The 14321-nt window shown below is 70.4% G+C and carries 9 protein-coding genes and 1 riboswitch; of the genes, 4 read left to right on the top strand and 5 right to left on the bottom strand.

Annotated features, from left to right (window positions below):
* Positions 1-87: 87 nt before the first annotated feature.
* On the top strand, positions 88-2622 hold the full coding sequence (locus tag IE272_RS22705; RefSeq protein ID WP_098892837.1) for a SpoIIE family protein phosphatase: 2535 nt from the start codon (positions 88-90) through the stop codon (positions 2620-2622).
* 26 nt (positions 2623-2648) lie between these two features.
* Here IE272_RS22705 and IE272_RS22700 read toward each other — a convergent pair whose 3' ends face one another.
* A complete protein-coding gene (locus IE272_RS22700; RefSeq protein ID WP_056704679.1) occupies positions 2649-4040 on the bottom strand; it encodes an FAD-dependent oxidoreductase in 1392 nt (463 codons plus the stop codon).
* A gap of 483 nt (positions 4041-4523) precedes the next feature.
* Positions 4524-4682, top strand: a riboswitch (cyclic di-AMP (ydaO/yuaA leader).
* 3 nt (positions 4683-4685) lie between these two features.
* Between IE272_RS22700 and IE272_RS22695 the strand changes: the two genes are divergently transcribed.
* Positions 4686-5486 (top strand): transglycosylase SLT domain-containing protein, encoded by an 801-nt coding sequence (locus IE272_RS22695; protein WP_050362827.1) that lies wholly within the window; start codon positions 4686-4688, stop codon positions 5484-5486.
* A 146-nt stretch (positions 5487-5632) separates the two neighbouring features.
* On the top strand, positions 5633-7276 hold the full coding sequence (locus IE272_RS22690) for a GMC oxidoreductase (RefSeq protein WP_179890815.1): 1644 nt from the start codon (positions 5633-5635) through the stop codon (positions 7274-7276).
* Positions 7277-7366: 90 nt separating this feature from the next.
* On the opposite strand, the gene IE272_RS22685 is transcribed toward IE272_RS22690, so the two are convergent.
* The 4 genes from IE272_RS22685 to IE272_RS22670 form a co-directional block, all read right to left on the bottom strand.
* Positions 7367-7849 (bottom strand): carboxymuconolactone decarboxylase family protein, encoded by a 483-nt coding sequence (locus IE272_RS22685; RefSeq protein WP_050362829.1) that lies wholly within the window; start codon positions 7847-7849, stop codon positions 7367-7369.
* Entirely contained in the window at positions 7846-8925 is a 1080-nt protein-coding gene (locus IE272_RS22680; protein WP_050362830.1) for an NAD(P)H-dependent amine dehydrogenase family protein, read from the bottom strand. Before IE272_RS22680 ends, IE272_RS22685 begins: the two co-directional genes overlap by 4 nt.
* 151 nt (positions 8926-9076) lie before the next feature.
* On the bottom strand, positions 9077-12028 hold the full coding sequence (locus tag IE272_RS22675; protein WP_190007728.1) for a CARDB domain-containing protein: 2952 nt from the start codon (positions 12026-12028) through the stop codon (positions 9077-9079).
* A gap of 164 nt (positions 12029-12192) precedes the next feature.
* Entirely contained in the window at positions 12193-13140 is a 948-nt protein-coding gene (locus IE272_RS22670) for a UbiA family prenyltransferase (RefSeq protein WP_190007726.1), read from the bottom strand.
* A 118-nt stretch (positions 13141-13258) separates the two neighbouring features.
* Between IE272_RS22670 and IE272_RS22665 the strand changes: the two genes are divergently transcribed.
* The gene (locus IE272_RS22665) at positions 13259-14311 is read left to right on the top strand and encodes a type III polyketide synthase (protein ID WP_190007723.1); all 1053 of its coding nucleotides are present in this window, start codon (positions 13259-13261) and stop codon (positions 14309-14311) included.
* Positions 14312-14321: the final 10 nt, after the last annotated feature.

The raw sequence follows: 14321 nt of genomic DNA, 5'->3' as shown, positions 1-14321 counted from the left end.
GCTGGCTGTGTGACCCGGCACGAAACGCCCCGGCATCCCCCGCCCGCCGGAAACGGGGCCGCGGCCGGGGGACACGAGGGTGGCCGAGTGCCCGACGAGCTGTCCCTCGTTCTCGCGCAGGCCCTCGTCAGCGCCGTCGAGTCGAGCGACGGCTACGCGGGCGGCGTCTACCTCCGCAGCCGGACGCCCGGACTTCTGCGGCTCGCGGTGCTCGCCGGACTGCCGGCCCCGCTGTTCCGCCCCTGGTGGCGGATGCATGTGAACCGGCCCTTCCCGGTGTCCGAGGCCTACCGCTCGGGGCGGCCCGTACTGCTCTCCGACGCGGAGGAGGCGATGCGCCGGTTCCCGCAACTGATGGCCGGGCTGCCGTTCCCGTTCGGTTCGCTGTGGGTGCCGATCACCGGGCCCCGGGGGAGCATGGGCGTACTGGTGGTTCTGCGGCCCTCCACACCGGGACTGCCCGTCGACCCCGCCCACGGCGACCGGCTGCAGCGCCTGGGCCACCGGCTCGGCGACGCGCTCAACGACCTGGACCAGCGCGGCGTCGACTGCGTGTGGGAGACCGAGCCGGTCCCCGTGCAACTGCCCGCCGCCACCGCGCCCCCGGTGCGGGTCGGCCGCTTCGACTGGGACCTGCACTCCGGGCAGGTCGCCGCCGACGACGAACTCTGCGCGATTCTCGGCTTCGGGCCCGGCGCCTTCCCGGGCACCGTCGACGCGCTCGCCGAGCAGCTGGTCCCGGAGGACGTGTACGGGCTGTGGGCGCTGGCCCGCCAGACGGTGGAATCGGCGGAACCGGTCGTCCGCCGGATGCGGCTGCGCGGCCCCGACGGCCGATCCCATCTGCTGGAACTGTCCGGACGCTGGACGCACCCGGGCGGCGACGCGTCCGCCAGCCATCTGAGCGGCTTTCTGGTCGACCTCGGTGAGGGACCCGTCGTGCCGGAGGCCGCCGACCGGCTGCCCCGCGGTGTCCTCTCCCTCGACCGGCTGGGCCGGATCACCTACGCGAACGGCCTTGCCGAGGAGCTGCTGGGCCACTCCAGGGCGGAGCTCGTGGGCCATGTCGTGTGGCAGGCCCTGCCGTGGTTCGGGCACGAGGCCTACGAGGATCACTACCGGGCCGCCCTGATGGCCGACGAGCCCGTCCACTTCCTCGCCCGCCGTCCGCCCTCACGTTGGCTGTCGGTGTCCCTGTACCCGGGCCACGACGGGGTGAGCGTCGTCCTCCAGGCGACCGACCAGCCGGACTACGCCCCGGGCTCCGTCACCACGCCCGGCCTGGGCATCGGCTCGACCGCCGACCGCTCCGCGGCGCTGTACCGGCCGGTCGCCCTCGCCATCGCGCTGACCGAGGCGGTCACGGCACGTCAGGTCTCCGCAGTGGTCACGGACGAGCTGCTGCCCGCGTTCGGCGCCCGTCAGCTCGCCATCTATCTGCTGGACGAAGGCCATCTCCATCTGGCCTGGGAGACGGGGTTCCCGAAGGGGTTCCTCGACCGCTTCGAAGGGGTCGAACTCGACGTCAGCATTCCCGGGGTGGAGACCCTGACCTCGGGCCGCCCGATGTTCTTCGAGTCCATGCAGCGCCTGGCCGAGGCCTATCCGGGCATCCCGATCGACACGGACGTCGGGGCGCGCGCCTTCCTGCCGCTGATCGCCTCGGGGCGGCCCGTCGGCTCCTGCATCCTCGGCTTCGACCGCCCTCGCGGCTTCAGCCCGGAGGAGCGTACGGTCCTGACGGCACTGGCCGGACTCATCGCCCAGGCCCTGAAGCGCGCCCAGCGTTACGACAGCGAGGCGGCCCTCGCCCGCGGACTCCAGGACGCCCTGCTGCCGCACCGGCTGCCTGAGGTGGACGGAGTGGACACCCTGGGGCGCTACCTCTCCGGCACCCAGGGCATGGACATCGGCGGCGACTGGTACGACGTCATCGAGACCGGTCACGAACTCGCCCTGATCATCGGCGACGTACAGGGGCATGGTGTCTCCGCCGCCGCGACCATGGGCCAACTACGCAGTGCTGTAAGGGCGTTCGCGCTCAGCAACCATGATCCGCAGGAGGTGATGAGCGGGACGAACCGGCTGCTCATCGATCTCGACCCGGGACAGTTCGCGAGCTGCTGCTACATCGCCCTGGACCCGATTACAGGAGTGGCCCACGCCGTGCGGGCGGGACATCCGCAGCCCGTGCTGCGGCGGCCGGACGGCCGGACGGAAGTGCTGGACCTGCCCGGCGGCATCGTGCTCGGGATCGATGAGCAGGCGTCCTACCCGGTCACGGAGATGCGGCTCGAACCGGGGGCGATGCTCGCCCTGTTCACGGACGGGTTGATCGAGCGCCCCGGGACGGACATCGACGAGGGGATCGAGCGGCTGCGCGCCACCGTCGAACGCATCGGCGCGGTTCCCCTGGCCGAGACGGCCGACCAGGTGATCGGAGAGGCCCGGGCGGCCATCGACCGCCCCGACGACATCGCGATCCTGCTCGCCGCCCGGTGGGCCGGGACCCAGGAGGTCCGCCGGCTCCGGGAGGACCGGGCGCCCGGACCCGACCTGTGGCGCACGTTCAGGAGGCCGGACCCGGGGCGCGCGGCGGGCGCACCGGATCCGGCCTCCTAGAAGGCGTTCTGTCGATCAGGCGTCAGTCAGGCGCCGGCGGGGCGCTCGGCCGGCCCGAAGGCGCCGGAGGCCTCCAGCATGCCCTCGCGCTCCACGACCTTGATCCGCTCACGGCCCTGGGCCGCACCCAGCGCCTGCTCGTGGGCGTCCAGCTTGTGCCAGCCCTCCCAGGTCGTGTAGCGGACGCCACGGTCTTCCAGGAAGGCGTCCACGGCCTGCGGAGCGGGCGTGGCCGGCTCGGGCAGCCGGCCGGCGGCACGGTCCTCCAGGACGCAGGCGACCGTCTCGTTGGCGTCGCCCTTGGTGTGCCCGATCAGACCGATCGGGCCGCGCTTGATCCAGCCGGTGACGTAGACCGAGCTCATGTGCTCGTCACCGGCGATGACGCGACCCGCCTCGTGCGGCACGGTGCCGGATGCCACGTCGAAGGGCAGCTTGGGCAGCTCCTCCGAGTAGTAGCCGACGGCACGGTAGACGCTCTGCATGTCCCAGTCGGTGAACCGGCCGGTGCCCCGGACGTTTCCGGTTCCGTCCAGCTCGGTGCGCTCGGTGCGCAGCGCCACGACCTTGCCGTCCTCGCCGAGGATCTCGACCGGGGACTCGAAGAAGTGCAGGAACAGCTTGTGCGGGCGGTCGCCGACGTCGCGGATCGCCCAGTTCTCCAGGGTCTGCGCGACCATGTTGGCCTGCTTGTTCTCCCGGCGGGTCGCGATGGAGCCCTCGTCGTACTCGATGTCCTCGGGGTTGACGATGACCTCGATGTTGGGGGAGTGGTCCAGCTCCCGCAGCTCCATCGGGCTGAACTTGGCCTGCGCGGGGCCACGCCGCCCGAACACATGCACCTCCAGCGCCTTGTTCTCCTTGAGGCCCTGGTACACGTTGTCCGGGATCTCGGTGGGCAGCAGCTCGTCCGCCGTCTTGGCCAGGACACGGGCCACGTCCAGGGCCACGTTCCCGACGCCGAGCACGGCGACCTTCTCCGCGGTGAGCGGCCAGGTGCGCGGGACCTCGGGGTGCCCGTCGTACCAGGAGACGAACTCGGCCGCGCCGTAGGAGCCGTCCAGCTGGATGCCGGGAACGTCGAGCGCCCGGTCGGCCTCGGCGCCGGTGGAGAAGATCACCGCGTCGTAGAACGACCGCAGGTCGTCCAGGCCGATGTCGTGCGGGTAGCTGACGTTTCCGAAGAGCCGGATCTGGGGCTTGTCCAGCACCTGGTGCAGGGCCTTGACGATGCCCTTGATCCGCGGGTGGTCGGGGGCCACGCCGTAGCGGATCAGACCGAAGGGCGCGGGCATGCGCTCGAAGAGGTCGATGGAGACCCCCGGGTCCTGGCAGACCTCGGATTTGAGCAGCGCGTCCGCAGCGTAGATACCGGCGGGGCCGGCTCCGACAATGGCGACGCGGACGGGGCGTGTCATGGCGTGGTGATCCTTCGGGGCGGGCGAACGCGGGCAGGTACAGCGTACGTCGGAGGTAAGGGTTGGCTTACTAGTCTCCACCGCACACCGTAAGCGATGGCCCCGCGGGCCCTTCGACCGGCCCTGCCTAGAGTGCCCGATTAGCCCGTTTTGTTATGCCGATATGGTCGATTTGGTTCTTTTGGCCCTCCTGTTTCGTAAAGGGCATATTGGGGCTGCTGGGGCATTTGTTTGAGCTCGTTTCCGCCATCGCCGCGAGGGAGTGGTGAGCGTCACGTCCGCGAGGGCGGACGCAGAAGCGGAGGCATCGGTTCCCTTCTGTGCGGGGAAAGTTGACGCGGTGACGGAGTGGCCCGATCCGGGAATTCCGGCATTCGATCTTGCGCGGAAAAGGGAATCCGGAATGCGGGGCTTGTTCTGTTCGACGTTTTTCGCCTACGGTCACCGTCAATCCGGATGGAACGCCGAATCCTGCCGCCGTCCGGGAATCCGAAACCCACTCACGTACGGCAGGAGCGGGGGACCCAGGTAAGCCGCCGATCCGTAACCGGAACGGCTTGGGGTGAAGTCGCACGACCGTGCGGCCAGACATCTCCCGTCTGAACCCGACAGCTCACCTCGTAGGCGCCGGAGAGGAAATCCCCCATGCCCGCACAGGGTAAGCACCGTCGTTCCCAGTCCACCTCGCTGCGCCGCGGCCTTGTCGCCGTGACCGCCGGCGGAGCCGTACTCGCCCTCCCCGTGATCGGCGCCACCAGCGCCTTCGCGGCCCCCGCGCCGCAGCAGGCCGTGGCGCCCGCCTCGGTGTCCGCACAGGTGAATTCCGCCGTGCAGGCCGCGCCCGCCCAGCATTCCGTGGCGGCCGGCGAAACGCTTTCCAAGATCGCCCGCGAATACTCTGTCAGCGGTGGCTGGGAGAAGCTGTACGAAGGCAACCGGAAGATCGTCGGAGAGAATCCCGATCTTATTCGCCCGGGTATCAAGCTGACCCTCGGAACCAAGGCCGCCAAGGCTTCCCCGTCCGCCGCGCGCGGTGCCGAGGCGGACCGCGCCGACCGTTCGGAGCGCATCAACGCCGCTCCCGTGGCAAAGGCCGCTCCGGCCGCCGAGAAGGCCGTCACGTACACGAACGACCTCGACGGCTGGATCAAGGAGTCGCTGGCGGTCATGGCCGAACAGGGCATCCCCGGCACCTACGAGGGCATCCACCGCAACATCATGCGCGAGTCCTCGGGCAACCCGGCCGCGATCAACAACTGGGACTCCAACGCGGTCAAGGGCACCCCGTCCAAGGGGCTGCTCCAGGTCATCGACCCGACCTTCCAGGCGTACCACGTGCCCGGCACCTCGACCGACAGCTACGACCCGGTCGCCAACATCACGGCCGCGTGCAACTACGCCGCGGACCGGTACGGCTCGATCGACAACGTCTTCGGCGCCTACTGATCCTCCACGACCATGCCCGAGGGGCCCCGGACCAGACGGTCCGGGGCCCCTCGGGCATGCCGGGAAGTTACCCCCAAGTTTCTAGTGACTTACCACGCGATCGACAGTAGAACCTGTTGCACTCTGTCGAGAGTGAGGGATGTCACATGAGTGACACTACCAAGCAGGATGGCGGGACAAAGGGCGTCTCGCGTCGAAGATTCATCACTGGAACAGGTTCTCTTCTGGGTGCTGCGGCGATCGCCGGGCACACCGCACCGGCGTGGGCGGGAGTCCGTGCGGCAGCAGCGCCGATCGGCTCCGGGGCCCGTGTGCCGGTCCTGGTCGTCGGCACCGGATACGGCGGCTCCGTGGCCGCTCTCCGGCTCGCCCAGGCCGGAGTCGACGTCCATATGGTCGAGATGGGCATGGCCTGGGACACGCCGGGCGCGGACGGCAAGATCTTCGCCAACACCACCAGGCCCGACGACCGCTCCTTCTGGCTGCGGACCCGGACCAAGCAGCCGCTGAGCAACTTCCTCGGCTTCCCCATCGACAAGAACGTCAACCGCTACACCGGCATCCTGGACGCCGAGGAGTTCTCCGGCATCACCGTCTACCAGGGCCGCGGCGTCGGCGGCGGGTCCCTGGTCAACGGCGGCATGGCCGTCACCCCGCGCCGGGAGAACTTCGGCGCGATCCTCCCGACGGTCAACGCCGAGGAGATGTACAGCACCTACTACCCGCGCGCCAACAGCGGACTGGGCGTCACCACCATCGATCCCGCCTGGTTCGACAGCGTCGACTGCTACCAGTACGCCCGGGTCGGCCGGAAACACGCCCAGCGCTCCGGCTTCCCGTTCCTCTTCGTGCCCGCCGTCTACGACTGGGACTACATGAAGCAGGAGGCGGCCGGGACCGTACCCAAGTCGGCTCTGGACGCCGAGATCCTCTACGGCAACAACTACGGCAAGAAATCGCTCCAGAAGACCTACATCGACCGGATCAGAGCCACCGGCCGGGTCACCATCTCCCCGCTCCACAAGGTCACCACGGTCACCCCGGCCCCGGGCGGCGGCTACACGGTGCTCATCGACCAGCTGAACACCGTCGGCCAGACCACCGCCACCAAGACCGTCACGGCGGACAAGGTGTTCTTCGCCGCGGGCAGCGTGGGCACCAGCAAGCTGCTCGTCGGCCTCAAGGCCACCGGCGCGCTGCCCCTCCTCAACAACGAGGTCGGCAAGGGCTGGGGCGACAACGGCAACGTCATGTGCGGCCGGGCCAACCACCTCTGGGACCCGACGGGGCAGGTGCAGTCGTCCATCCCCACCGGCGGCATCGACAACTGGGAAGCCGGCGGAGCCTTCGCCGAAGTCGCGCCGCTGCCCACCGGGATCGAGACGTGGGCCTCGTTCTACCTCTCCATCACCAAGAACCCCAACCGGGCCCAGTTCACCTGGAACGCGGTGGCGGGGAAGGCCGAGCTCACCTGGCAGACGGCGTGGAAGCAGCCGTCCATCGACGCCGCGAAGACCATCTTCGACAAGATCAACCGGAAGGAGGGGACGATCTACCGCACGGACCTCTTCGGCGTCCACAAGATCTGGGGCGACCACCTCACCTACCACCCGCTGGGCGGCGCGGTCCTGGACAGGGCCACCGACAACTACGGCCGACTGCACGGCTACACGGGCCTGTACGTCATCGACGGCGCACTGATCCCCGGCAACACCAGCGTGAACCCGTTCGTCACCATCACCGCGCTCGCCGAGCGTAACATCGAACGGATCATCGCGACCGATCTGTAGGCGACCCGGAAGTCACGGGGACCCACGGAGAGCCCGGGGCCGGGAGTGCCAACCCGGCGGCCCCGGACTCCGTCAGTAGGAGCCCGCCTCTCACCCGTGACCGGGCAGAACGCACACCGCGTCGATCCCCAGCACATGGTTGAGCCGCCCGAACGCCAGCCACGAGCCGATGCTCATCGTCAGCTCCACGATCTCCGCCTGGCTGTAGTGCGCGGTCATCCGCTTCCAGAAGGCGTCGTCCAGACCGTGGTGGTCGAGCGTGTACCGCTCGGCGTACTCCGCCGCGAGCCGGGTGCGCTCGTCGAAGGCGTCGGTCGTACGCCACTCGGTCACCGCCCCGGCGAACTCCTCCTCGACCTTCGCCCCGTCCCGCTCGGTCCGCCAGTCCAGGCAGAACAGGCACCCGTTGATCTGTGCGACCCGCAGCCTGGCCGCCTCGAACTCCCGCAGCCCCAGTGTCGTGTGCTCGTACACGGACATCGAGAAGGTGGCGGCGGCCATGCCGATACCGGGGACCATCTCCCCCCACACGTAACCGATGGGCTCCTGACCCTCCGGAACATCGATGATCATGCCGGTCTCCTTCCCAGCCTGCCGACCGCAGGCCGCAGCGGAACGTCCAGTGCGTCGTACAGGCCCGGCTTCGCGTCCGCCAGCCAGTCGATGGCGGAGACGAGCCGCCCGACCGCGGTGGCGTTCCCGCCCGCCGAACGGTTCGCGTCCTCGTCGGAGGCCTCGACCGTCACCTCGATACGGGGACGGCCCTCGATCACCACCCGATGCGCGCCCACCCCGTCGGGCGGGGACGGCCAGTCCGGGGCGCACGAGGGATGGATCCGGGTGATGTGCTCGATGACGATGCGCGGCTCGCCGTCCACGATGCCCTGCACCTCGAAGCGCACCGCGCCCTGCGTGCCCGCCGCGAACTCGCCCATCGTGCGGGTGCGTACCGTTTTCTCCAGCGCCCGGCGGTCCATGGTCTCGCGGATCTCGTCCAGCTCGACGTCCAGCGCCCGCGCCATGAGCCGTATCTGACCGCCCCACACCATCGTCGGGACGCTCTCCGCCAGCATCAGCGGCTCGTAGTCCATCGGGTGCCCCATGCCGATCAGATGGCGCACCGACTCCTCCTGCTCGTACGTGGAGTAGTCGAAGATCTCCTGGCAGCGGATGACGTCCACCTCGGTGCCGAGGCCGCTGACCAGCAGGGGCAGGACGTCATTGCCCCAGCCGGGGTCGACCCCGGAGACGAAGAGGGAGCCGCCGCCCTCGGCGACGGCGGCCAGGACCGGGTCCCGCAGCTCCGGCGGGGCGTTGCGCTGATCGTAGAGCGGATAGAGGGAGGGCGTGACGACCACCGCGCCGGCCCGGATCGCCCGGCCGATGTCGGCGAGGGCGTCGTCGGGGCGGATGTCGCCGGACGCCGCGTAGACCACCGCCCGGGGGCGGGCGGCCAGGACGGCGGCGATGTCGTCGGTGGCCGCGACCCCGAGCGTGCGCCCGACCCCGCCGAGCTCGCCCGCGTCGCGGCCGACCTTGGCGGGATCGTGCACGAGGACGGCGGCGAGCGTCAGCGCCGGATGGGCCTCGACGGCGCGGATCGCCGCGCGGCCGACGTTGCCGGTACCCCAGACAACCGTGGGAATCATGCGCGGAGGGTAGCCCCGGGACCTTGCACTTCCCAGAGCCGTGCGGGACCCAATTCGCGGGGTGGAAAGGGCCGTTCCCGAGAACGGGTGTTCCGGGGAACGGGTGCTCCCGGGCCGGAGGTGATCCCCCGGCCCGGGAGCGTACAGGCGGCTACCGCTTGGCCCGTGCGCCGTTCGGGCTGCCGGAGACCGTGAACTGCGAACCGGGCTCGATGAGTACGTGGCCGTCGCGCGAGTCGGTGATCGTCACGTTGGTGAGCGTCGCGTTGCCGCGCGCGCCGCCCATCGCGAGGATGCCGGATCCGTTGGTGGACTTGTCGATCCGGACGTTCTCGATCTTGACGTCCTGCATCAGGCCGCCGCCCGTCTTGAACTGGATGCCGTCATAGGTGGAGTCGATGATGTCCGTGTCGCGGATCGTGACTCCGGGGATCGGCAGGTTCTGCGGGAAGAGGGTGATCGCGCCGAACTCCTGGTCCTCGTTCCAGAAGGCTCCGCCGGTGCGGTACAGGCCGTTGTTGGCGATCAAGGTCTGCCCGGAGAAGGGCAGCGGGTCGTGGTCGGTCGCCAGCATGATGGCCGGGTAGTTCATCGTGTCGGAGATCAGGTTGTTCTCGATCTTGTTGCCGTAACCCCCGTAGACCGCGATGCCGTTGGCGCGCCACGGGAGCTGGATGGTGTTGTTGCGGAAGCTGTTGTCGTGGCCGATGTCGACGGACTGGTCCTTGACGTACTTGCTGGACCAGACCGCGAGGGCGTCGTCGCCGGTGTTGCGGAACGACGAGTTGTAGACCGTGGAGTTGCGGGTGCCGTTGGCGAAGTTGATGCCGTCGGCGTACGTGTTGCGGATCCGCATCCCGGTGAACTCGACGCCGTCGCCCGGGTTCCACAGCTCGGGGATGTTGGTGAAGTCGCGACCGGCCCAGACGCCCACGTTGGCGTGCTCGATCCAGACGTTGCTGATCTTCGTGTCCTTGCCGAACCGGCCGTTCAGCGCGACGCCGCCCTCGTGGTTGCCGTCACCGCCGCGAATGGTGCCGGAGCCGAAGATGGCGATGTCGGAGATTTGCGTGTTCTCGTCGATGTCGAAACCGAAGTTGCCCTCGTGCGGGTGGTTGATGCCGCCCGCCTCGTGCGGCGGGGTGAGGGTGTAGAGCTGGGAGTGCCACATGCCGGCGCCCCGGATCGTCACATCACGGATGCCGACCTGGTTGAACTGGCCCCGGTCGAGCGGGTCGTCGGTGAGGATCTTCTGTTCCTGGCGCCACTGGCCGGCCGGGATCCACACGCAGTCGATCCGGCCGGTCTGGTTCGCCGTCACCGCGCGCTGGATCGCGGCCGTGTCGTCGATCCCGTCGTTCGCCACCGCGCCGTACGTCGTGATGGACACACAGCCCGACGGCTGGGCCGAGGGCGCCGCCACCTGCTCCAGGTCGATCAGGTCGATGATGTAGAAGGAGGCGTTGTCGCTCGCGTCGCGCTGGAGCCGGAACTTCGTGCCCGCCGGATAGGTCTGCGTGAGCAGGGCGTGCGACTCGTCGAACAGCCGCCGTGCGTCGCCGCCGGGGGTGTTGGTGAGTCCTTCGGGGCTGTCGGTGTTCCCGTACAGCCAGCTGTGCTTCGAGGAGAGGTCGAGCTTGCGGACGAACTCGCCGTCGGCGTACAGGCTGATGGTCGCCTCGCGGCCGCCACCGCCCGGCGCGTCCGGGACGGAGTTGCGCACGACGACGGAGTTCGACGGGGCGGTCGAGGTGAACTCCACGAACTCACCCGTCGCGTTGAGCCGTACCGACTCGCGGCCGGAGGACTCGGTGGCGAAGTTGGTGTGTCCGAAGGTGCGCTCGGCGTCCGACTTCAGCAGCGTGCCCCGGTAGGCGGCGTTCTCGGCCTCCAGCTCGGTGTACGGAACGGCCGCGCCGCGCCCGACGACGATGGAGCGGGCGAAGGTGTTGTTGGTCTCGCTGGTCTCCGTGACCTGGTTCGTCGCATCGGCGGTGGCGGTCAGGGTGGCTCCGCCGCTCGCGGCCGTCCAGCTGCCGCCGATGGTGACGTTCGCGGTCGCGCCCGCCGCGATGGCCGGTGTGGTGCCGTTGAGCGTGGTGGAGCCGACGGCCAGACGGGTGACGGTGCCCGCGCCCACCGCGCTGGTGCCCCGGTTGTGCACCGCCACGGTGAAGGTGACCGCCGCGCCGACGGCCGGGTTGGCCGGGCTGGAGGAGATGGAGCGGACCTCCAGGTCGGGGCCGGGGCTCTGCCCGACCACCAGCGGGGTGGCGGTGGTCCGGCTGTTGTTGGCGTTGTCCGACTCGACGACCGTGTCGGTCGGGTCCACCAGCGCCGATACGGCGTACGAGCCCTGCGGCCGCTTGCCGACCTCGACCGAGACCGGGGCCGAGGCTCCCGCGGCGAGCGGGCCGACCGGCGCGCTGCCCACGACCACGCCGCCCAGGCTCACATTGACGGTCGTCGCGGGGGAGGCGGCCGAACCGGCGTTGCGGACGGTCCCCTCGACGGTGATGTCGTCCGTCTCGGACGGGGACGAGGGGCTCCAGGACAGCGCGCTCACGGTCAGGTCCGGGTTGGGCGCGGCCGTCCCCAGGACCTGGATCTCCGCGATCTGCGCGCCGGGCGCCCCGGTGTTGGCGAAGAACTTGAGCTGGAGGTCGGCGACCCGGCCGTCCACCGGGATCGTCACCGTGTTCTGGTTGCCCGACGGGTTGAACGCGTAGCCGGCGCGGGCCCGGAGCGAGGTGAACGCGGTGCCGTCCTGGGTCCGGCCGAGCACCTGGATGTCCTGGGTCCGGCTGCCCCAGATCGGGTCGGGGTTGAGCTTGACCACCACGGACTCCAGATCCGCGTCGGCGCCGAGCTTCACCGTGAGGTCGGCCGGCAGCCCGTTCGACTCCCAGTAACTGTTGACGTTTCCGTCGTTGGCGCCGGCGGCCGGGAACCCGCCGTGCGATCCGCTGGCGACGACGGGCTTGCCCCGGGCCAGATCGGTGGCCTCAGCCGCGCTCGCGGCGACGGGCAGGAGCCCGAAGGAGATCATTCCGGCTATCAGCAGCCCGGTGATCGACCGTCCGGTGAGTCGTTTCCATCTCATGGTGTCCTCTGCTTCCACAATATTTGAGCCCACAAGTCAATCTTTTGCGGTGAGAGGTTCATAGATTTCTGCTCGGTTTCTGATTTGTCAACGGTCTTCGCATGGTCATGTCATTCGGGTGTCTTGAGTGACGGTCTGTCAGGCACGTTCCCGGTCGGGCCTGTTCAGGCCCCGGCGACACCCCGGGCCAGCAGCAGCGCCAGATCCACCGCCGCCACGGCCACCGCTCCGGCCAGGGCGGCCTTGCGCCACCGGCCGCCCAGAGCCGGGCCCGCGAGCGCCGCCGCACCGGCCAGGACGAGCGCCGCCGCACCCACGGCGTCCACCGGTCCCGGCGGCCCGAACGCCAGCACGGCCGTGGCGCCGAGGAGCGGCGCCGGCAGGAGCAGCCGGGTTCCCCTCGCGCCCAGCCGGTGCGGGAGGCCCCGAATCCCGGCCGCCCGGTCCGCCGCGATGTCCGGGAGCGTGTCGGCCAGATGGGCCGCGAACCCGAGCAGCGCCCCGGCCGTCACCGTCCACCACCGGGGCCACGGTCCGCCGGGCAGGGAGAGGGCGACGGCGGCGGGCAGGGCGCCGAATCCGGCCACGTACGGCAGCCAGGACAGGGCGGTCGCCTTGAGTCGCAGGTTGTAGAGCCAGGCGGCGGTGACCGCGGCGAGGTGCACCACGCCCGCGAGGGCCCCGCAGGCCAGCGAGAGCGGTACGCACAGGGCGAGCGCGACCGCCGCCGCCGCCCACACCGCACGCGCCTCGACCGTGCCGTCGGCCGCGGGCTTCCCCCGGCGGCCGGCATCGGCGTCACGCCGTGCGTCGTACGCGTCGTTGCACCAGCCCACCGAGAGCTGGCCGGTCAGCACCGCCGCCGTGACCAGCGCGGAACGGGGGCCGCCCAGGCCGGAGCCGAGCGCGAGGGCACAGCCGAGCGCGGTCACCGCGAGCGCCGGTCCCGGGTGGCACGCGAGCGCGAGCCCCACGACCCGGCCCCGTCGCCCGGACCCGGCCGGGTCCGCGTCGGCCGGAACCGCTCCGTCCGGAACCGCTCCGATCGGCTGAGCCCCCGCGGTCCCCGCAGCCCCCGCTCCGGCCGGGCTCACGCTGTCCGTGGCGTCCATCGGGCGATCGTAGGGGCCTGGCGTCCCGTCAATGCGGCGACCGGGCGGGTCTTTTACGCCGATTCATCACTCTTTGTGGGCAGGATGGGGCCATGACGCCACCGAAGCAGGAGGCAGGATGACCCGCATCGCCGCGGTGCACGGGGTCCTGCCGCCCCACCGCCACACCCAGCGCGAGGTCACCGACATGGTGGCCCGCACCTGCCTGCCGCCCGGCGCCGACCGCCGAGTCCTGGACCGGCTCCACGAGAACGCCCGGGTCCGCACCCGGCACACCGTGCTGCCCCTGGACGGCTACCGCGACCTCGACGGCTTCGGCACGTCCAACGACGTGTTCATCCGGTCCGCCGTGGACCTCGGCGCCCAGGCCGTACGCGGTGCGCTGCGGGCGGCGGGGCTGCGGCCCACCGACGTCGACCTGCTGATGTTCACCTCGGTCACCGGCATCGCCGCCCCCTCCGTCGACGCCCGGCTCGTGACCCGCCTGGGGATGCGGTCGGACGTCAAGCGGCTGCCCGTCTTCGGCCTCGGCTGCGTCGCCGGAGCGGCCGGGACGGCCCGGCTGCACGACTACCTCCTCGGTCGCCCCGACGACGTGGCCGTGCTTCTGTCGGTCGAGTTCTGCTCCCTCACCTTCCAGCGCCACGACGCGTCGCCCGCCAACCTGGTGGCGACCGCGCTGTTCGGCGACGGAGCGGCCGCCGTGGTCGCCCTCGGCGGCCGCCGGGCCGTCTCCGGGCCCGAGATCGTGGCCACCCGCAGCCGGATGTACCCGGACACCGAGCACGTCATGGGCTGGGACATCGGCAGCACCGGCTTCACCGTGGTCCTCGACCCGGCGGTACCCGACGTCGTCCGCCGCTATCTCGCGGACGACGTACGGGAGTTCCTCGACGAACACGGCCTCAAGCCGAAGGACGTCGCCCACTGGGTGTGCCACCCGGGCGGCCCCAAGGTGCTGGAGACCGTCACCGAGGTCCTCGACCTGCCCGACGGCGCGCTCGACGTCACCTGGCGCTCGCTGGCCGACGTCGGCAACCTGTCCTCGTCCTCGGTCCTCCACGTCCTGCGGGACACCATCGAACAGCGCCGCCCCGAGCCGGGAACCCCCGGACTGCTGCTGGCCATGGGCCCGGGATTCTGCTGCGAACTGGTGCTGCTGCGCTGGTAGGAAGGAGAGC

The sequence above is a fragment of the Streptomyces anulatus genome (genome assembly GCF_014650675.1).
Lineage (GTDB): Bacteria > Actinomycetota > Actinomycetes > Streptomycetales > Streptomycetaceae > Streptomyces > Streptomyces anulatus.
This window is presented reverse-complemented; position numbering and strand designations above follow the sequence as displayed.

What these genes read in the sequence shown, in the direction of transcription:
- IE272_RS22700 (WP_056704679.1), bottom strand. Translation starts at nt 4,040, where the DNA reads ATGACACGCCCCGTCCGCGTCGCCATTGTCGGAGCCGGCCCCGCCGGT.
- IE272_RS22695 (WP_050362827.1), top strand. Translation starts at nt 4,686, where the DNA reads ATGCCCGCACAGGGTAAGCACCGTCGTTCCCAGTCCACCTCGCTGCGC.
- IE272_RS22690 (WP_179890815.1), top strand. Translation starts at nt 5,633, where the DNA reads ATGAGTGACACTACCAAGCAGGATGGCGGGACAAAGGGCGTCTCGCGT.
- IE272_RS22685 (WP_050362829.1), bottom strand. Translation starts at nt 7,849, where the DNA reads ATGATCATCGATGTTCCGGAGGGTCAGGAGCCCATCGGTTACGTGTGG.
- IE272_RS22680 (WP_050362830.1), bottom strand. Translation starts at nt 8,925, where the DNA reads ATGATTCCCACGGTTGTCTGGGGTACCGGCAACGTCGGCCGCGCGGCG.
- IE272_RS22675 (WP_190007728.1), bottom strand. Translation starts at nt 12,028, where the DNA reads ATGAGATGGAAACGACTCACCGGACGGTCGATCACCGGGCTGCTGATA.
- IE272_RS22670 (WP_190007726.1), bottom strand. Translation starts at nt 13,140, where the DNA reads ATGGACGCCACGGACAGCGTGAGCCCGGCCGGAGCGGGGGCTGCGGGG.
- IE272_RS22665 (WP_190007723.1), top strand. Translation starts at nt 13,259, where the DNA reads ATGACCCGCATCGCCGCGGTGCACGGGGTCCTGCCGCCCCACCGCCAC.